Source organism: Aliiroseovarius crassostreae (assembly GCF_025137635.1).
GTDB lineage: Bacteria > Pseudomonadota > Alphaproteobacteria > Rhodobacterales > Rhodobacteraceae > Aliiroseovarius > Aliiroseovarius crassostreae.
The window spans coordinates 2,060,001-2,076,824 of record NZ_CP080772.1 but is presented as its reverse complement, the minus strand read 5'-3'; the positions used below and the strand labels follow the sequence as shown (position 1 = coordinate 2,076,824).

The window sequence follows — 16,824 nt, the reverse complement described above, 5'->3', positions numbered from 1 at the left end:
CGGTCATGTCCTGTGCCAAACCCCGCAGTGCAACCGATGGATCCGGTTTTGCGGCATGGCAGTCGTGGGATCAGGGGAAAGGGGGCTGGGGAAGGGTGTTTCCGGCGTCAATTCCGGCCCGGCCTCTTGTTCCCGCGCGGCAGGGTCGTTATTCCTCGCCAGAGCCGGGGGCATTTCCGCCCCGATGAGGGAGAGCCGCATGGCAAGACGACAGAACGCCGGGATGGATATCGACGAGCGGGAGAAATCCAAGCGGATTGGCGCGTTGAGTGGGCTGTGGCCCTTCATGGCGCCGCATAAGCTGTGGATCCTCGGGGCGTTTGCCGCGCTGGTGTTCACGGCGGGGATTTCGCTGATCCTGCCGATTGCGGTGCGTCGGGTGGTGGATGGCTTTGGCGCTGACGGGGCCACGGCACATCTGCTGGACAAGTATTTTGTTGCCGCCCTTGCGGTGGCGGGGTTGCTCGCGCTGGGCACCGGGCTGCGCTATTATCTGGTGACGCGTCTGGGCGAACGGGTTGTTGCGGATATTCGCAAGGCGGTGTTTGACCGCGTGGTGGGCATGAGCCCGGCCTTTTACGAACGCATCATGACCGGGGAGGTTCTGAGCCGGATCACCACCGACACCACGCTGATCCTGTCGGTGATCGGATCGTCGGTTTCGGTGGCCCTGCGCAATGTGTTCATTTTCCTGGGTGGTCTGATCCTGATGCTGTTCACCTCGGCCAAGCTGACGGGGCTTGTGCTGCTTTTGGTGCCGATTGTGGTGGTGCCGATCATCATCCTCGGGCGGCGCCTGCGCAATCTGGGGCGTGAGAACCAGGAATGGATCGCCAAAAGTTCAGGCAATGCGTCGGAATCGCTTTTGTCGGTGCAGACCGTGCAGGCCTTTACCCATGAGGATCTGAGCCGCCGTGAATTTGCCGACCTGACCGAGGAAAGTTTCGACAGCGCGCGGATCCGTATCACGACGCGGGCCATCATGACGGTGATCGTGATCACGCTGATCTTCTCGGGCGTGGTGGGGATCCTGTGGATCGGGATGCATGATGTGACCGCTGGCGGTATGTCGATCGGCGCGCTGGTCCAGTTTGTGATCTATTCGATCATGGTGGCGGGCGCGGTGGGCGCCCTGTCCGAGATCTGGTCGGAGCTGCAGCGGGCAGCGGGGGCGACCGAGCGGCTGGTGGAGCTCTTGAATGCCGAGGACAAGGTGCAGGACCCGGCTGAACCCAAGCTGATCTCGGCCCGTCCCGAAGGGGCGATTTCGTTCAAGGATGTGACCTTCCACTATCCGTCGCGACCGCATTTTGCAGCCCTTGAGGGGATCACGCTGGAGGTGAAACCCGGTGAGACCGTGGCTCTTGTCGGGCCGTCCGGGGCCGGGAAGTCAACCATTATCCAGCTGCTGGAACGGTTTTATGATCCGGCCTCCGGCTCGGTGGAACTGGATGGCGTGGATCTGCGCGACATGCGCCGTGACGATTTCCGCAAATATATCGCCATGGTGCCGCAGGATGCGGTGGTGTTTGCCACGTCAGCACGCGAGAACATTCGCTTTGGTCGCCCCGATGCAAGTGATGCCGAGGTGGAGGCAGCGGCCCGGGCGGCAGCGGCCCATGAGTTTCTGACCAGCCTGCCGGACGGATATGACACCTATGTGGGAGAGCGTGGGGTGATGCTGTCAGGCGGGCAGAAGCAGCGCATCGCCATTGCCCGTGCAATCCTGCGCGACGCGCCGGTTCTGCTGCTGGATGAGGCGACCTCGGCACTGGATGCCGAAAGTGAGCGTCTGGTCCAGGCTGCAGTGGATGAGCTGGCGCAGGGGCGCACCACGCTGATCGTGGCACACCGCCTGGCAACGGTGAAAAAGGCGGACCGGATTGTGGTGTTCGAAGAGGGGCGGATTGTGGCCCAGGGCACCCATGATGAGCTGGTCGAGGGGGGCGGACTTTATGCGCGCCTGGCCAAGCTGCAATTCACGGAAGGCGGGGCCTGAGGATCTAACCTAAGGTAAACTATTGCAAACACGTTAAGAAACGGATCGACCCTCCGGGATCGGTCCGTTTTTCGTTTTTTCCGTTGTTTTTATGAAGTGACGCAACTGCACTTTACTCGCGCGTCAGGTTCCCCTTGCCCGGCCTCGCTTTTGCGACCATTCTTTTCGGATCAGACGACCCACATAAAAGGGCGCGGGAGGAAGAAGAATGTATGATTTTGGCTCGATGATTGACCGGAACGCGGTTGAGGCCGAAATGACATGGGAGGAACGCGACACGCCAAAGTCGCTTTACCAGATGCTGGAACGCACGGCGAAGAAATTCCCGAACCGTCCGGCCGTGTCGTTTCAGCTGACATCCGGGGCGGCGGATCCGAAGGAGACCGTGACCTGGCGTGAGATGCTGGAGCGGTCCTGTCAGGCGGCAAACCTGTTTCGGTCGCTGGGAATTGGTGAAAACGATGTGATCGCCTATTTGCTGCCCAACTCGAACGAGACGATGTATACGCTGATGGGGGGCGGGATCGCGGGGATCGTGAACCCGATCAACCCGCTTTTGGATGCCGAACAGGTGGCGGGCATCCTGCGTGAAACCAATGCCAAGGTGCTGGTCACACTACGGGCCTTTCCCAAGGCCGAGGTTGCCCAGCTTGCCAATGAAGCCGTGGCGATGGCGCCCAATGTGAAAACGGTGCTGGAGATTGACCTCAACCGCTATCTCAAGCCGCCGAAAAGCTGGATCGTGCCACTCATCCGCCCGAAAGTGCCGGTGAAACACAATGCCCGCGTGCTGAATTTCAATGCCGAGATGGCCAAGCAGAACAAGGTTCTGGACTTTTCCGATAGCGGCGAGGATCGCGTGGCGGCCTATTTCCATACCGGCGGCACCACCGGCACGCCGAAAGTGGCGCAGCATAAAAACTCGGGCATGGTCTATAATGGCTGGCTGGGGGCCAATCTTCTGTTCAATGAAGAAGATGTGATCATGTGCCCGCTGCCGCTGTTTCATGTTTTTGCGGTGCATGTGATCTGGATGTCCTGCCTGATGTCGGGGGCGCATTTTGTGCATCCGACCCCGGCGGGTTATCGCGGGGATGGCGTGTTTGACAATTTCTGGAAGCTGATCGAGCGTTACAAGGTCAGTTTCATGATCACCGTGCCCACCGCCATTTCAGCCCTGATGCAGCGCCCGGTGGATGCGGATGTGTCAACGCTGAAGACGGCGTTTTCGGGATCTGCCCCGTTGCCGATCGAGCTTTACAACCGCTTTGTTGACGCGACTGGTGTGAACATCGTCGAAGGGTATGGTCTGACCGAAGCCACCTGTCTGGTGTCGTGCAACCCGCCGACCGGGGCCAAGAAGGTGGGGTCGGTCGGGGTGCCGTTCCCCTATACCGACATCAAGATCCTCAGCTGTGATGAAAGCGGCACGATCCTGAAGGAACATGGTGTGGATGAGGTGGGCGAGATCTGCCTGACCAACCCCGGTGTGTTCACCGGCAATACCTATACCGAGGCCGAAAAGAATGCCGGCATGTTCGCGGACGGCACCTATATGCGCACCGGCGACCTCGGGCGTCTGGACGAAGATGGCTATCTGTGGATCACCGGCCGCGCCAAGGATCTGATCATTCGCGGTGGTCACAATATCGACCCGGCCGAGATCGAGGAATGTCTGGCCGGGCATGAGGCCATTGCCATGGTGGGCGCCATTGGCCAGCCTGACAGCTATGCGGGTGAGCTGCCCTGCGCCTATGTGGAACTGGTTGCGGGGGGCTCGACCACCCCGGAAGAGCTGCGCGCCTATGCCAAGACCCATATCCATGAAAAGGCCGCCCTGCCGAAATATATCGAGATCCTGGACGAGCTGCCGAAAACCGCCGTGGGCAAGGTGTTCAAGCCGGATCTGCGTAAAAAGGCAATTGCCCGGATCTATGATCAGGCCCTTTCTGACGCTGGGCATGAGGCGTTCGTGGCTGAGGTGATCGACGATAAGAAACGCGGTCTGGTCGCCCGCCTCAAAGCCCGCGGTGAGGTGGATTACGAAGCGATTTCCCATGTGCTGGGGGAGTTCACCCGGCCCTATGAATGGATGGAATGACGCGCAGTCCACAAAGAAAGTCTTTGCAAACGCCCGGGACCTATCCCGGGCGTTTGGCGTTTAAAACGCCGCGCCATCAGGTGTCAGGCGCGTGACCCCGAAACGCTTTGACCGGATCAGAACCGATAGCTGGCGCGCAGCTGGATGGTGGTGGCATCCACATCCACGCCGGATCCGTCAAAATCCGAGAATTCGTGATACAGAAGCTCCGCCCCGACGCTGAAATTGTCGGTCATGCGGTGTTCATATCCAAGGCCGATGAAATATCCGCTGTCGTCCCGATCCTCAACGGATGTGTGGGCATAGCCGCCGGTGAGATAGGCCAGCCCCCGTCCCAGCTTGGGTCCGCCACGGGCCTTGAGGCGCAGGACGTGCTCCAGATTGGCCTCGCCGCCGATATCGATATCGGTGACGTCATAATCAATGCCAAGCCCGGCCACCCAGGTGCCAAAATCGTAGTCATACCCGGCGATGATCCCGCCGATCAGCCCGTCCCCATTTGCGCCGGGAATATTTGTGCCAACATCGCCATAACCAATCTCCGCGCCGATATACGCGCCGGTCCAGTCGACCGAGGGGGGTGGGGCCGGGGCCACGTAAACCGGTTGGGGCGCAGGGGCGGGGCTGGGGTTGCCCGCATGGGCGCTGCCGCCAGCCATAAGTGCTACAATTGAAAAACAGGAAATCGTTTTGAACATGGTCTGATCCTTTCCTAAAGCGGATCGGCCTTTCCCTGAGGGGTTGAACGGCCGAGACGCGGCAAGAGATGTCAATTTTTTGGGCGCTTCGGGAAAAATAATGGTCACAGGAAACGTCACTGGAAAGATAGGACACCCACATGTCCCGAAACGTTATTTTGCCAGACCCCTATGGGCCTGATCGGAATGCCTGCCCCCGGATCCGCTGCATATGAAGGGGTGTTCATGGCAGCTGCAACACCGTCTGAACACGGATCATCATTGCGCGGGCGGGGGCGCCTTAAGGCGTATCCCTGGTGCGAAAATGCTCTGAAAGACTAGCTAAAATAATATTGTTCCGCCAGAGCGGGGAGAAAATCGGTCAAAACCGGCAAGAAAGGGCGCAGGGGTGCGCCCTTCTTGCCCTGCAGTCGGCAGGGTCAGTGCAGTTTCTTGGTCAGGTTGATCTTCACCACCTGATTGTCGACACCGTCGAGATGCATGATGCGCCCGGCGGCCTCGATATCCAGTTTCAGCCGTTTGGCAAAGCGGGGCCAGGCCGCGGGAATGAGACCCAGAACCTGGGTTGCCCCCAGATCGCGGGCAGTTTTGGTCATCTGGCTGATCAGCATCCCATGCACCACGTTGCGAATGCGCTGTGGCGTGTCATGTGCCACGAAAACGCGGCTCGATTCCCAGATATTGTCGGCCACCGGGGCCTCGTCATAAAGCAGATCCTGCGGAATCGACTCCAGCAGGCCCAGCTGAGCGTCACGGATCATGTAGCTGTAGATGCCGCAGCGCGTGGTGGTCGGGGTCAGCCGAATCCCGGCAAGGATCTGCCCAAATTCATGCACCGCAACCCAACGGCTGGCCGGGGTGTCATACTGGTCATATTCCATCCCCAGCGCCTCGGGCAGGTCCCAGTTGTTTTGAACGATGAAACTCTGCCGTCTTGCGCGAAGCAGATTTGCGAAAAGCTCGCCATGGTTGTGCAGATTTTCGAACGAAAGAGTGGTGGTTTGCATGACTTCCCTCCAGGTAAGATTGAGCAAAAGTGGAGGACACCGCCAGTGGCAGTGGTCGATGTCCCGGGGTCGCCGCCTAGATCAGGCGGTAATCTTTGGCGCGCTGGATGGCCTCGGCCGAGGTGCGCGCAAACAGTTTCTTGCGCGCCGAGCTCAGTCGGGCTTTCAGCGCGCTTTCCGAAATGCCAAGCAGGGCAGCGCCATTGGCATATCTTTCCCCTGCCGCCAGAATGCGCAGGGCTTCGATTTCGGCATTGGTCAGGCTGTCAGGGGGCTGGGTTTCATGATGCAATCTCAGGACGATGCCCGTAATCGTGGCAATCTCTTCGTCGGTGAATTCGCGATCACTGCGCGCCACGCTTGCAACCGTGCGAGAGGTCACAGGCCCACAAGAGACGCAGACCCCGTAGGCCAGTCCGAAGGTCTTGGCCTCGTCCATAATGCCAAAGGGATCCGGCAGGGTGATTGCACTCCAGCGGATGGCGCCAGTATGGGAAATCCCGGTTGCGATCAGCGGATCGCGCAGGGCGTAGGCATTTTGGGTATAGTGATCGGTCCAGGCCTGCGGGAAGGTCTGAAATGTCATCAGCGGCGAGGCAAACCGGATGTGCAAACCGATGAAATACCCCGCTTCCGCCAAGGGGGTCAGTTCTGACAACAAAGAATCGATACTCTGGTTACGTCCCATGGGCAAATTCTGTTTACCTTAACGGGGCTTTACAACCCAAAATTGCGCATTACCTTAAGGTAATCCGCCATAGCGCGCGCTGCGCCACACTCCTTTGCGCCACGCCCGGTGCGCAAAGCTCTTTTTTCTTTGGGGATCCGTGGAAAAAACACCGAAAAAGCCAGCTCTTCCCATGCGGTAGGATGTCACAGAAGACCCGCGAGGATTGTATTTTACTGTGTATTCTGATTTGGGGGGGATGGTGCTGTGAGGGAGGATTGAACTCCCGACCTCACCCTTACCAAGGGTGCGCTCTACCACTGAGCTACCACAGCATCGTTGTGTGAGGCGGGGAATACTCATATTCGCTCAGGGGTGCAAGCCCCTTCTGGACCCTTTTTTTGGTCTGGGGTAAATAATTTTCCATGGAACAGAAAAACTCCCCTGCAAAGCCCGCAAAAAAAGGGCTATCCCGTGAAGACCGATTGAAGGCTGCGCTGAAGGCCAATATGGGGCGGCGCAAGGCCCAGGCCCGTGCGCGGGCGGATCAGGCTGAAAATCAGGCATATCAGGCGGGTGAACAGCCCGGACCAGAGCAGAAAGAGTAAAGAGAGGCGGTTCAGATGGATTCGATTATTGTAACAGGCGGCGGTGCGCTGAACGGGCAAATCCCGATTGCAGGGGCCAAAAACGCCTGCCTGACCCTGATGCCCGCGACGCTTTTAAGCGAAGAGCCGCTGACCCTGACCAACGCGCCGCGCCTGTCTGATATCAAGACCATGACCGAGCTTCTGGAAAGCCTTGGGGCCGAAGCCGCGTCGATGCAGGAGGGACAGGTCCTGACCATGTCCAGCCATGACATCAACAACCACGTGGCAGAATATGACATCGTGCGCAAAATGCGCGCATCGAACCTTGTGCTGGGGCCGATGCTGGCGCGTCTGGGCCACGCGGTTGTGTCGCTTCCCGGTGGCTGCGCGATTGGCGCCCGCCCGATGGACCTGCATATCTTTGGTCTCGAAAAACTGGGCGCCGAGATTGAGCTCAAGGAAGGGTATCTGCACGCCAAGGCGCCGCGCGGTCTGAAAGGGGCCGAGATTGAGCTCAGCTTTGCCTCGGTGGGGGCGACCGAGAACATCATGATGGCCGCCACGCTGGCAAAGGGCACAACGGTGCTGAAAAATGCCGCCCGCGAGCCCGAGATCGTCGACCTCGCGGATTGCCTGCGCAAGATGGGGGCGCAGATCGACGGGGACGGCACGTCCGAGATCATCATTCAGGGGGTTGATCGCCTGCATGGCGCCACCCATCCGGTTGTCACCGACCGGATCGAACTGGGCACCTATATGCTGGCCCCGGCGATTGCCGGGGGGGAGGTGGAATGCCTCGGCGGGCGCATTTCGCTGGTTGAGAGCTTTTGCGAAAAGCTCGACGCGGCAGGCATCCATGTGGAAGAGACCGAAAAGGGGCTGAAAGTGGCCCGCCGCAACGGGCGTGTCTCGGCGGTGGATGTGACCACCGAACCGTTCCCCGGCTTCCCGACCGATCTTCAGGCGCAGATGATGGCGATGCTCTGCACCGCCGAAGGCACGTCGACCCTGCATGAAACGATCTTTGAAAACCGGTTCATGCATGCGCCGGAACTGATGCGGATGGGGGCCAATATCGAGGTGCATGGGGGCACGGCCACTGTGCATGGGGTTGAGAAGCTGAAGGGCGCTCCGGTGATGGCCACCGATCTGCGCGCCTCGGTCTCGTTGATCCTGGCGGCCATGGCGGCCGAGGGGGAAACCATTGTCAGCCGGGTCTATCACCTTGATCGCGGCTATGAGAAAGTGGTGCGCAAACTGTCGTCGATCGGGGCGAAGATCGAACGGATCAAGGAGTAAGCCCACATGACACACGAGATCGCGGATGCCCGGTTCGAAGATGGCGGCGAAGAGGCGCTGCGCCTTCTGGCCTATGACACGGAAGATCTGCAGGTTCTGTCAACGCTGACGCAAGATGCGGTGTTTCCGGCGTCCGAGATGTCGTGGCAGGCAGGGAAACGCCGGTTTTCCCTGCTCCTGAACCGGTTCCGCTGGGAAGACCTGGAGGCGGCAAAGCTGCGGGGACGCGAGGTGGAGCGGGTGCAGGCGGTGCTGTCGGTATCAGATGTGATGAAGGTGAAAAGCCAGGGAGTGTCGCGAGATGCGGACACGATCCTGTCCCTGTTGTCGCTGTCATTTTCCGCCGGAGAGGATGGCACCGGCGTGGTTGAACTGACACTGGCGGGCGATGGCGCGATCCAGCTGGAGGTCGAGACGCTGGATGTCACGCTTCAGGACGTGACCCGACCCTATATTGCGCCCTCGAAACATACGCCCGAGCATCCCTGAAGCGTTTCTACGTAGTGTTGGATCACGGGAATAAATGGACACCCGGTAAGAGACGCCAATGTCATGGGCGTTTCGGAATAACCATGTGTCAGAGGTTGCTCCCGAAACGCTCGGGTAAACAGGGGCTTTGCCCCTCTTGGCTGCGCCAATTCACCCCAGGATATTTCAAACCAGAAAATAAGGGCGGAAAAATGTGCCCAAGTGGCGGGTGCGGGCTTGAGGGCAGGGGGGCGGGCCGTTAGAGGTTGGTCAAAGGAGATCACCATGCCCCAGTTTCTGAACAGTCAGGACGCCGATTTCGAAGCGCGCTTTGCCGGGCTTTTGTCGATGAAGCGCGAGGACAGCCCGGAGGTGGATGATATCGTGGCGGGCATCATTGCGGATGTGCGTGCGCGTGGGGATGCGGCGGTTCTGGAGCTGACGGCGAAGTTTGACCGTCTGGAGCTGACGGCAGATCGTCTGCGTTTTAGCGAAAGCGAAATTGCGACGGAATGCGCGAAGGTGGCAGAGGCGGACCGGGAGGCGCTGGAACTCGCGGCCGCGCGGATCCGGGCCTATCACGAGAAACAACTGCCTGCGGACGCCATGTGGACCGATGACAGCGGTGCTGATCTGGGCTGGCGCTGGACGCCGGTCTCGGCGGCGGGGCTTTATGTGCCCGGCGGGTTGGCGACCTATCCGTCCTCGGTTTTGATGAACGCAATTCCGGCCAAGGTGGCGGGGGTTGAGCGTCTGGCGATCACCGTGCCCACGCCGGATGGACAGGTCAATCCGCTTGTGCTGCTTGCTGCGAAAATTGCAGGAGTGGATGAGATTTACCGGGTTGGCGGGGCGCAGGCGGTTGCGGCGCTGGCTTATGGAACAGAGAGCATTCAACCGGTCGACAAGATCACCGGGCCGGGCAACGCATTTGTGGCGGCTGCCAAGCGCCGGGTGTTTGGCAAGGTGGGCATCGACATGATTGCGGGCCCGTCGGAAATCCTTGTGATTGCGGATGCGGATAACAACCCGGACTGGCTGGCGCTGGATCTGATGAGCCAGGCCGAACATGATGAGAGCGCGCAATCTCTCCTGATCACCACCGATGAGGAATTTGGGCGCGCAGTGGCTGATGCCGTTGATGCCCGGTTGCAGACGCTGGAACGGCGCGCGATTGCCGGGGCGAGCTGGCGTGATTTTGGCGCGGTGATCACCGTGCGCGATCTGGATGAGGCGGCGGCGTTGTCGAACCGCATTGCGCCGGAACATCTGGAGCTTTGCGTCGCGGACCCGGATGCGCTGGGTCAGAAATGCACCCATGCCGGGGCGATTTTCCTTGGCCAGTTCACGCCGGAAGCCATTGGCGACTACGTTGGGGGGCCGAACCATGTGCTGCCCACCGCGCGCTCGGCCCGCTTTTCGTCGGGTCTGTCGGTGATGGATTTCATCAAGCGCACCACCCTGGCGCGGATGACCCCGGCCGCATTGGCCGCGATCGGACCGGCGGCTGAAACCCTTGCCATTTCCGAAAGCCTTGAGGCGCATGGCCTGTCCGTGCGTGCGCGGCTTGACGCCCTGAACGAGTAGACCTGAGACCATGAGCACAAACCGTATCACCCATATCGACATTGACGAGACCGGACTGGCCGCCCCCACCCCTGCGATTGAGCAGGAACGGAAGGTGGCGGTGTTTGACCTGCTGGAAGACAACAGCTTTGCCCTCGAGGCACGGGGCGACCAGATCGTGCCGGAAGGCCCCTATCATCTGCGTCTGGCCATTCAGGAAAAACGTCTGGTGATGGAGGCCCAGACCGAAGAGGGCACGCCTGCGGGTCTGGTTCTTCTGTCGCTTGGGCCATTTCGTCAGGTGGTGAAGGATTACTTTGCGATCTGTGAAAGCTATTTCGATGCGGTCAAGACCCTGCCGCCCAGCCAGATCGAAGCCATCGACATGGCGCGGCGCGGGATTCATAACGAAGGGGCGCGGGTGCTGCAGGAGCGGCTTGAGGGCAAAGCGGAAATTGATCTTGACACCGCGCGCCGCCTGTTCACTCTGATCTGTGTATTGCACTGGGGATAATACATGGTTGATCGGCCGCAGTCGGTTCTTTTTTGTTGTGATCATAATTCGGTGCGCTCACCGATGGCCGAAGGGCTGATGAAGGCACTTTACGGGCAGGACATATATGTCCAGTCAGCGGGGGTGCATTCCGAACTGGAAATCGACGGCTTTGCCGTGGCGGTCTGTTCCGAACTTGGGGTCGAACTGTCGGCGCATAAGGTGCGCAGTTTTGACCAGATGGAGGAATGGGGGGATGACCTGTCCAGTTTCGATCTGGTGATTGCGCTGTCGCCCGCCAGTCAGGCCCGTGCTGAGGAACTGACCCGGCGCTGTCATCTTGAGGTGATCTACTGGCCCATTATTGATCCCACCGCGATTGGAACGCGGCGCGAGGAAAAGCTTGACGCTTACCGTCAGGCCCGCGACCAGATCCGTGCAAAACTGCAGGCGCATTTCGGTCTGCCCGAAGGGGTGCCTCCGCTTTAATCCTCCGGGTGCTTTTGCCGGGCGGGAACCGGACGCTTGCGGTGGGAATACGGCGTGAAGCGTCGCATTCCGGCTTGTGCCGCCGGTGCCATGGCGGCAGTTTGGCAAAAAGTCCATGAGATCAGCTGAGGAAACCGGATGAGCCGCGACACTATTCAACGCTACTATGCCGCATTCAATGCGGGGGACATCGCGGGCATGGTGGCCTGCCTGTCGGATGAGTTCGTGCATGACGTGAATGAAGGGGCACGGCGCGTGGGCAAAGACGCGTTTGGTGAATTTTGTGCCCATATGAATGAAACCTATAGCGAGCAGCTCACCGATATGGTGGTGATGGTCAGCGCGGATGGCACCCGTGGCGCGGCCGAATTTACCGTGAATGGCACCTATCTGAAAACCGATCCGGGACTGCCAGAGGCGCATGGCCAGACCTATGTGCTGCCCGCCGGGGCATTCTTCTCTCTCAAGGACGGGCTGATCACGCGGGTGACCACCTATTACAACCTCAACGACTGGATCCGGCAGGTCTCATGACGTCCGCGGGGATTGATGTTCGCCCCCTGACGGGTGCGGATCTGGAGGATCATCTGGAAGATGTGGCCCGACTGCGCATGCAGGTGTTTCGCGACTGGCCTTATCTCTACGATGGGACATTCGAATATGAACACCGCTACCTGCAGAGCTATCGCAAATCCGAAGGGGCGGTGCTGGTTGGGGCCTTTGAGGATGATAGGCTGGTCGGGGCGGCAACCGGCACGCCGATGGAAGATCATGCCGATGATTTCGCCGCGGCTTTTGCAAAGAGCGGATATGAGCTTGGCGACATCTTTTATCATGCGGAAAGCGTGCTGTTGCCGAGCTTTCGTGGGCGCGGTATCGGGCATCGCTTTTTTGACATCCGCGAAGCACATGCCCGCACCCTCGGGCGCCGATACGCCGCGTTTTGCAGCGTGATCCGCCCATTGGATCACCCGGCCAGACCCGCCAACTATCGCCCGTTGGATGAGTTTTGGCGAAAACGGGGATATGAAAAGATTGATGGGGTTCTTGCGTCTTTTTCCTGGAAAGATGTTGGAAAAGTGAAAGAAGATGTAAAGCAACTCCAATTCTGGATCCGCGCCCTGTGAGGGAAGCAGGGGCTTTGCCCCTCGGACTTTGTCCTCACCCCAGGATATTTCTGACCAGAAAATGACCGGGACGGGAGCCTCTATTTTCTGGTTGAAAATATCCCGGGGTGAGCCTCGAAGAGGCGAGGGGCAGCGCCCCTGAACGATAAGAGGAAGATCATGAGCAAACTGCGTATTGCGGCGGCGGCCTATCCGATTGACTGGCATGAGGACTGGGCCAGCGTTGAAGACAAGCTCGCGCGCTGGGTCGGGGCGGCGGCGGAGCAGAAGGCAGAGCTTTTGGTTTTCCCCGAATATGGTGCAATGGAGCTCGCGTCGCTGGCGGGGCGCGATATTGCGGCTGATGTGCAGGCGTCGATGCGGGTGGTTGCGGATCGGATGGACGAGATGAACGCGGTTCTCGCGGGGCTTGCGGCGGCGCAGGGTGTCCACATCCTTGGCCCCTCCGGCCCGTGTTTCGACCCGGATTTCCCGCGCCCTGTGAACCGCGCCACATTTTTCACCCCGGACGGGGCGCAGGTCATTCATGACAAGCAGATCATGACCCGGTGGGAGCGGGACCCGATGCAGGTGCAGGGCGGGCGGCCGCTTGTTGTGATGGACACTGCGCTGTGCAAGATCGGTGTTCTGATCTGTTATGACAGCGAGTTTCCCCTGTTGGGGCGGGCGCTGATCGACGCGGGGGCCGAGATCATTCTGGTGCCCTCTGCCACGGAAGGGTTGGAGGGCTATACCCGCGTGCGGGTGGGGGCCATGGCGCGGGCATTGGAAGGACAATGCATCACCGTTCACGCCCCGACGCAGGGACGGGCAGATTGGAACGAGGTGGTGGATGTCAACACGGGGGCTGCGGCCATTTATGGCCCGCCCGACAAGGGGTTCCCCGCCAATGGCATCCTTGCACAGGGCAGTTTCGACACGCCGGGATGGACCTTGGCCGAGGTCGATTTGCAGGCGATCCGAGAGGTGCGGCGCGATGGCAATGTGCTGACCAAAACCCATTGGGATGAACAGGAAAACCGCGTTTTCCCCGTCACAAATGTCACTTTGTTCTGAAACGGCCGAATTTCCCTTGAAAACCCTCCCGTTTGGGACCATTTAAAGGGCGCCCGTGATGGACGGGTGTTTTAACAGGAGTGAACATGGCCAAGGAAGAACTGCTCGAATTCCCCGGTGTCGTGAAGGAACTCCTGCCGAACGCGACATTTCTGGTCGAGCTGGAAAACGGCCATACGATCATCGCGCATACGGCAGGCAAGATGCGGAAAAACCGCATCCGTGTTCTGGCTGGCGACAAGGTGCAGGTCGAGATGACCCCCTATGATCTGACCAAGGGTCGGATCAATTACCGCTTCAAGTAATCGGGATCACAGGCGCATGACGCGTCCCAAGTTGATTCTCGGGTCTGGAAGCCCCCGAAGGGCCGAGCTGTTGGGTCAGCTCGGCCTTCGTGCTGATGCGGTGCGCCCACCGGATGTGGATGAAACCCCGCTGAAGGGCGAGCTTCCGTTGAATTATTGCCGCCGCATTGCCGGTGCCAAGGCGGATGCGATGGACGTGGCCTCCGATGAGGTGGTGCTGTGCGCAGATACCACCGTCGCGCTTGGGCGTCGGATCATGGGAAAACCCCGTGACGAAGCCGAGGCCGCCGCGTTCCTGCGCGCGCTAGAGGGGCGGCGTCACAAGGTGATCACCTCGGTTGTGGTCCGGACTGCGACAGGCCGCTGGGCGCGGGATGTCGTGACCGCGGTCAAAATGAAACGCCTGTCAGATCAGGAGCTTGCAGCCTATCTGGCCTCGGGTGACTGGCAGGGCAAGGCGGGTGGATATGCCATTCAGGGTCCGGCGGGCGCTTTTGTCAGCTGGATCGAGGGGAGCTATACCTCGGTGGTGGGGTTGCCGGTGCATGAGACCGCCAACCTGCTGATCGCCGCGGGCTTCCCACTTTACGATATATAAGGAACGAAGATCATGAAGGGCAGTATTGTCGCGCTTGATACCTATCGGGGCCGCCTTGCAGCTGCGCGCATTGTCGATGGGCAACTGGATGACCTTCTGATCGAACCGCCTGAACAATACGCTCTGCCCGGAGCCATTTACCGGGCGATCTGTGATCGTCCGTTGAAGGGGCAGGGGGGCATGATGCTGCGCCTGCCGGATGGGGAAACAGCGTTTCTGCGTCAGGGCAAGGGGCTTTCGCCCGGCCAGGCGATCCTGGTGCAGGTGATCGGATTTGCCGAAGCAGGCAAGGCGGTGCCGGTCACGCAAAAAGTGCTCTTTAAAAGCCGCTACGCCATTGTCACCCCCGGCGCGCCCGGTCTGAATGTCAGCCGCGCCATTCGGGATGAAGAGGAACGCGAGCGCCTGTTGGAAATTGCCCATGACGTGATGGGGGAGGCCGACGAGGGGCTGATTCTGCGGTCGGTCTCGGTCAGCGGGTCCGATGCGGATGTGGCGGATGATATCGTGGCGATGCTGGATCTGTCCCGCGCGGTCATGGCCGATGCTGAGGGGAGCCGTCCGGAGCTTTTGGTGGAAGGGGCCGATGTTCACGCGCTTGCCTGGCGTGAATGGGACCTGCCCGACCAGCTTGATGATGCCGAGGGGGCATTTGAACGCCACGGTGTCGAGGATCTGATTGATGAGGCCCTTGGGGCGCGGGTGCGTCTTCCGGGCGGGGCGTATGCCTTTGTTGAAGCCACGCGTGCATTGGTTGCGGTGGATGTGAATACCGGCCCGGATGCCAGCCCCGCGGCGGGTCTTAAGGCCAATATCGCCCTGGCAAAGGCGTTGCCGCGTGCGTTGCGGGTGCGGGGGCTCGGCGGGCAGATTGTTGTCGATTTTGCCCCCAGCCCCAAGAAAGAACGTCGCCAGATCGAAACGGCTTTGCGCAATGCCTTCAGGGCGGATGGGGTTGAGACCTCTCTGGCGGGCTGGACCGTGCTGGGCAATTTCGAATTGCAGCGTAAAAGAGAGCGGATCGCGCTCAAGGAAAGCCTGTCATGAGCTGTCCGATCTGCGCCAAGGATACCGATCCGAAATACCGCCCGTTCTGTTCGCGGCGCTGCGCAGATGTGGACCTGGGACGCTGGCTGAACGGCTCCTACGCCGTTCCGGCTGACGCACCGGAGGATGCGGATGAAGCGATGGAGGAGATCGCAAAGGCGCTTTCGGAAAAAACTTTGCGCCCGCAGTGAAAAAGTCGATTTTTCCTCTGGACACCCCCGTCGCCCAAGACTAGAACCCCGCTACCCGAACGATGCAACGTCCAACACACAGTAGCGTGTCAGACGTAAATCGCTTCTCCCGTGCCCGGGTAGCTCAGGGGTAGAGCAGTGGATTGAAAATCCTCGTGTCGGTGGTTCGATTCCGCCCCCGGGCACCATTTAACCCTATATTCTAAACGGATAATGCAGTTTGTGACTATTGGTCCTTGCAGGCATTCAAGCGTGTGGGTGTTGTGTGGGGGCTGTCGAGATATCGATTTTGGCAGAAACTCAGCAAATCAAGTCAAGCCAGCCTCGCCGGGATCGGGTCAGCTTGGTGGCTCGCGATCTCGTCATCGAGTGAGATCAAATTGTATGCGGGATTATCAAGCCCCTCTTTGTTGCATGTTTCTTCTGACGGGTCGCGATGAAGGCCTGGTTTGGTCCGTGCTGAGCTGGGTCGACCCTTGGCGCATTCTCTTCAGGTTTACAGCAAGGGGCCTCTCTGCTTTTGCGTGTGGCTGTTTGGGCAAGACGTCAGCAATGCTGTGGCGCCCGGATGATGGGAATGGAATGGGGTAGGGGAGCTGGGTTGAGTGTTCGACCCCCTTGTTAAAGTTCTACGCCGCTCCCAGACATCGCGGCGCATTCCTTCGATGACAGTATCATGTTCACTTGAAGATGACTCGCGTGGCTTTCGGGGGAGGGCGGCCATGTTTGTTGGCATTCGATTCCGGACTGGGTGGGATTTTCACGAAATTTCGATGTTACGGGGTGGTGAAGCACGAGGGCCTGCGGCGAGTCGCGCCCGGATTTGTGGGAGTCGCAGCGATTCACCGGGCTTTTACGGAAGGTCGGGGCCTCGGGCAGGGGGAGAGGCTGGGATAACTTGCTCTGAGAAGGGGCCGGCGGTAATAAAGTTGCTGCAACAGGGGGGCTGTCTTTGTGAAGATTGTGTTAATGCGTTGTTTTCATAGAGAAAATGAGAAAATTTGGAAAAAATGGGATTTCGGTCAAAAAAGGGGTTGCGGGTGTTTGGTTTAAGACTTAGAACCCCCTTCACCGGCGGCGCTGAGGCGCACGGCGGGACGCGAGACGGAGCGGACGAGATGAT

18 protein-coding genes and 2 tRNA genes are annotated in these 16,824 nt (G+C 59.7%); 16 read left to right on the top strand and 4 right to left on the bottom strand.

What is annotated here, in order from left to right:
- Positions 1-199 precede the first annotated feature (199 nt).
- Both K3J57_RS09925 and K3J57_RS09920 read left to right on the top strand, forming a co-directional pair.
- On the top strand, positions 200-1,999 hold the full coding sequence (locus tag K3J57_RS09925) for an ABC transporter transmembrane domain-containing protein (protein WP_259795639.1): 1,800 nt from the start codon (positions 200-202) through the stop codon (positions 1,997-1,999).
- A gap of 208 nt (positions 2,000-2,207) precedes the next feature.
- Positions 2,208-4,100, top strand: coding sequence for an acyl-CoA synthetase (locus K3J57_RS09920; protein ID WP_259795637.1), 1,893 nt, complete (start codon positions 2,208-2,210; stop codon positions 4,098-4,100).
- Positions 4,101-4,216: 116 nt separating this feature from the next.
- Here the strand turns inward: K3J57_RS09920 and K3J57_RS09915 are convergent, their stop codons facing one another.
- The 4 genes from K3J57_RS09915 to K3J57_RS09900 form a co-directional block, all read right to left on the bottom strand.
- On the bottom strand, positions 4,217-4,798 hold the full coding sequence (locus tag K3J57_RS09915) for an outer membrane protein (protein WP_259795635.1): 582 nt from the start codon (positions 4,796-4,798) through the stop codon (positions 4,217-4,219).
- 419 nt (positions 4,799-5,217) lie between these two features.
- Positions 5,218-5,805, bottom strand: coding sequence for an acyl-homoserine-lactone synthase (locus K3J57_RS09910; RefSeq protein WP_173485646.1), 588 nt, complete (start codon positions 5,803-5,805; stop codon positions 5,218-5,220).
- A 76-nt stretch (positions 5,806-5,881) separates the two neighbouring features.
- Complete coding sequence (locus tag K3J57_RS09905) at positions 5,882-6,493, bottom strand: autoinducer binding domain-containing protein (RefSeq protein WP_259775618.1); 612 nt, start codon at positions 6,491-6,493, stop codon at positions 5,882-5,884.
- A 239-nt stretch (positions 6,494-6,732) separates the two neighbouring features.
- Positions 6,733-6,807 (bottom strand) — tRNA-Thr (locus K3J57_RS09900).
- Positions 6,808-6,897: 90 nt separating this feature from the next.
- Here K3J57_RS09900 and K3J57_RS09895 point away from each other — a divergent pair.
- The 14 genes from K3J57_RS09895 (at position 6,898) to K3J57_RS09830 (ending at position 15,889) form a co-directional block, all read left to right on the top strand.
- A complete protein-coding gene (locus tag K3J57_RS09895) occupies positions 6,898-7,080 on the top strand; it encodes a hypothetical protein (RefSeq protein WP_055189795.1) in 183 nt (60 codons plus the stop codon).
- A gap of 15 nt (positions 7,081-7,095) precedes the next feature.
- Positions 7,096-8,361, top strand: coding sequence for a UDP-N-acetylglucosamine 1-carboxyvinyltransferase (murA, locus tag K3J57_RS09890; protein ID WP_259784164.1), 1,266 nt, complete (start codon positions 7,096-7,098; stop codon positions 8,359-8,361).
- 6 nt (positions 8,362-8,367) lie between these two features.
- A complete protein-coding gene (locus tag K3J57_RS09885; protein ID WP_259784159.1) occupies positions 8,368-8,850 on the top strand; it encodes a DUF2948 family protein in 483 nt (160 codons plus the stop codon).
- A 264-nt stretch (positions 8,851-9,114) separates the two neighbouring features.
- On the top strand, positions 9,115-10,416 hold the full coding sequence (gene hisD, locus K3J57_RS09880) for a histidinol dehydrogenase (protein WP_259795632.1): 1,302 nt from the start codon (positions 9,115-9,117) through the stop codon (positions 10,414-10,416).
- A gap of 10 nt (positions 10,417-10,426) precedes the next feature.
- Positions 10,427-10,909 (top strand): UPF0262 family protein, encoded by a 483-nt coding sequence (locus K3J57_RS09875; RefSeq protein WP_259795629.1) that lies wholly within the window; start codon positions 10,427-10,429, stop codon positions 10,907-10,909.
- A 3-nt stretch (positions 10,910-10,912) separates the two neighbouring features.
- On the top strand, positions 10,913-11,377 hold the full coding sequence (locus K3J57_RS09870) for an arsenate-mycothiol transferase ArsC (protein WP_259774065.1): 465 nt from the start codon (positions 10,913-10,915) through the stop codon (positions 11,375-11,377).
- A 138-nt stretch (positions 11,378-11,515) separates the two neighbouring features.
- On the top strand, positions 11,516-11,911 hold the full coding sequence (locus K3J57_RS09865) for a ketosteroid isomerase-related protein (protein ID WP_055189786.1): 396 nt from the start codon (positions 11,516-11,518) through the stop codon (positions 11,909-11,911).
- Complete coding sequence (locus tag K3J57_RS09860; RefSeq protein WP_259791354.1) at positions 11,908-12,504, top strand: GNAT family N-acetyltransferase; 597 nt, start codon at positions 11,908-11,910, stop codon at positions 12,502-12,504. Before K3J57_RS09865 ends, K3J57_RS09860 begins: the two co-directional genes overlap by 4 nt.
- Before the next feature lie 168 nt (positions 12,505-12,672).
- Entirely contained in the window at positions 12,673-13,560 is an 888-nt protein-coding gene (locus K3J57_RS09855; protein ID WP_259797760.1) for a carbon-nitrogen hydrolase family protein, read from the top strand.
- Between the two features lie 86 nt (positions 13,561-13,646).
- Complete coding sequence (infA, locus tag K3J57_RS09850) at positions 13,647-13,865, top strand: translation initiation factor IF-1 (protein ID WP_008186030.1); 219 nt, start codon at positions 13,647-13,649, stop codon at positions 13,863-13,865.
- A 16-nt stretch (positions 13,866-13,881) separates the two neighbouring features.
- On the top strand, positions 13,882-14,463 hold the full coding sequence (locus tag K3J57_RS09845) for a Maf family protein (protein ID WP_259784155.1): 582 nt from the start codon (positions 13,882-13,884) through the stop codon (positions 14,461-14,463).
- A 12-nt stretch (positions 14,464-14,475) separates the two neighbouring features.
- A complete protein-coding gene (locus tag K3J57_RS09840; RefSeq protein ID WP_259791351.1) occupies positions 14,476-15,510 on the top strand; it encodes a ribonuclease E/G in 1,035 nt (344 codons plus the stop codon).
- A complete protein-coding gene (locus K3J57_RS09835) occupies positions 15,507-15,701 on the top strand; it encodes a DNA gyrase inhibitor YacG (protein ID WP_055189778.1) in 195 nt (64 codons plus the stop codon). The genes K3J57_RS09840 and K3J57_RS09835 overlap by 4 nt, the downstream gene beginning before the upstream one ends.
- Positions 15,702-15,814: 113 nt before the next feature.
- Positions 15,815-15,889, top strand: a tRNA-Phe gene (locus K3J57_RS09830).
- Positions 15,890-16,824 lie beyond the last annotated feature (935 nt).

Coding starts and splice junctions, on each gene's coding strand:
- K3J57_RS09865 (WP_055189786.1), top strand. CDS start 11,516: ATGAGCCGCGACACTATTCAACGCTACTATGCCGCATTCAATGCGGGG.
- murA (WP_259784164.1), top strand. CDS start 7,096: ATGGATTCGATTATTGTAACAGGCGGCGGTGCGCTGAACGGGCAAATC.
- hisD (WP_259795632.1), top strand. CDS start 9,115: ATGCCCCAGTTTCTGAACAGTCAGGACGCCGATTTCGAAGCGCGCTTT.
- K3J57_RS09870 (WP_259774065.1), top strand. CDS start 10,913: ATGGTTGATCGGCCGCAGTCGGTTCTTTTTTGTTGTGATCATAATTCG.
- K3J57_RS09925 (WP_259795639.1), top strand. CDS start 200: ATGGCAAGACGACAGAACGCCGGGATGGATATCGACGAGCGGGAGAAA.
- K3J57_RS09910 (WP_173485646.1), bottom strand. CDS start 5,805: ATGCAAACCACCACTCTTTCGTTCGAAAATCTGCACAACCATGGCGAG.
- K3J57_RS09860 (WP_259791354.1), top strand. CDS start 11,908: ATGACGTCCGCGGGGATTGATGTTCGCCCCCTGACGGGTGCGGATCTG.
- K3J57_RS09875 (WP_259795629.1), top strand. CDS start 10,427: ATGAGCACAAACCGTATCACCCATATCGACATTGACGAGACCGGACTG.
- K3J57_RS09885 (WP_259784159.1), top strand. CDS start 8,368: ATGACACACGAGATCGCGGATGCCCGGTTCGAAGATGGCGGCGAAGAG.
- K3J57_RS09840 (WP_259791351.1), top strand. CDS start 14,476: ATGAAGGGCAGTATTGTCGCGCTTGATACCTATCGGGGCCGCCTTGCA.
- K3J57_RS09915 (WP_259795635.1), bottom strand. CDS start 4,798: ATGTTCAAAACGATTTCCTGTTTTTCAATTGTAGCACTTATGGCTGGC.
- K3J57_RS09905 (WP_259775618.1), bottom strand. CDS start 6,493: ATGGGACGTAACCAGAGTATCGATTCTTTGTTGTCAGAACTGACCCCC.
- K3J57_RS09920 (WP_259795637.1), top strand. CDS start 2,208: ATGTATGATTTTGGCTCGATGATTGACCGGAACGCGGTTGAGGCCGAA.
- K3J57_RS09835 (WP_055189778.1), top strand. CDS start 15,507: ATGAGCTGTCCGATCTGCGCCAAGGATACCGATCCGAAATACCGCCCG.
- K3J57_RS09845 (WP_259784155.1), top strand. CDS start 13,882: ATGACGCGTCCCAAGTTGATTCTCGGGTCTGGAAGCCCCCGAAGGGCC.
- infA (WP_008186030.1), top strand. CDS start 13,647: ATGGCCAAGGAAGAACTGCTCGAATTCCCCGGTGTCGTGAAGGAACTC.
- K3J57_RS09895 (WP_055189795.1), top strand. CDS start 6,898: ATGGAACAGAAAAACTCCCCTGCAAAGCCCGCAAAAAAAGGGCTATCC.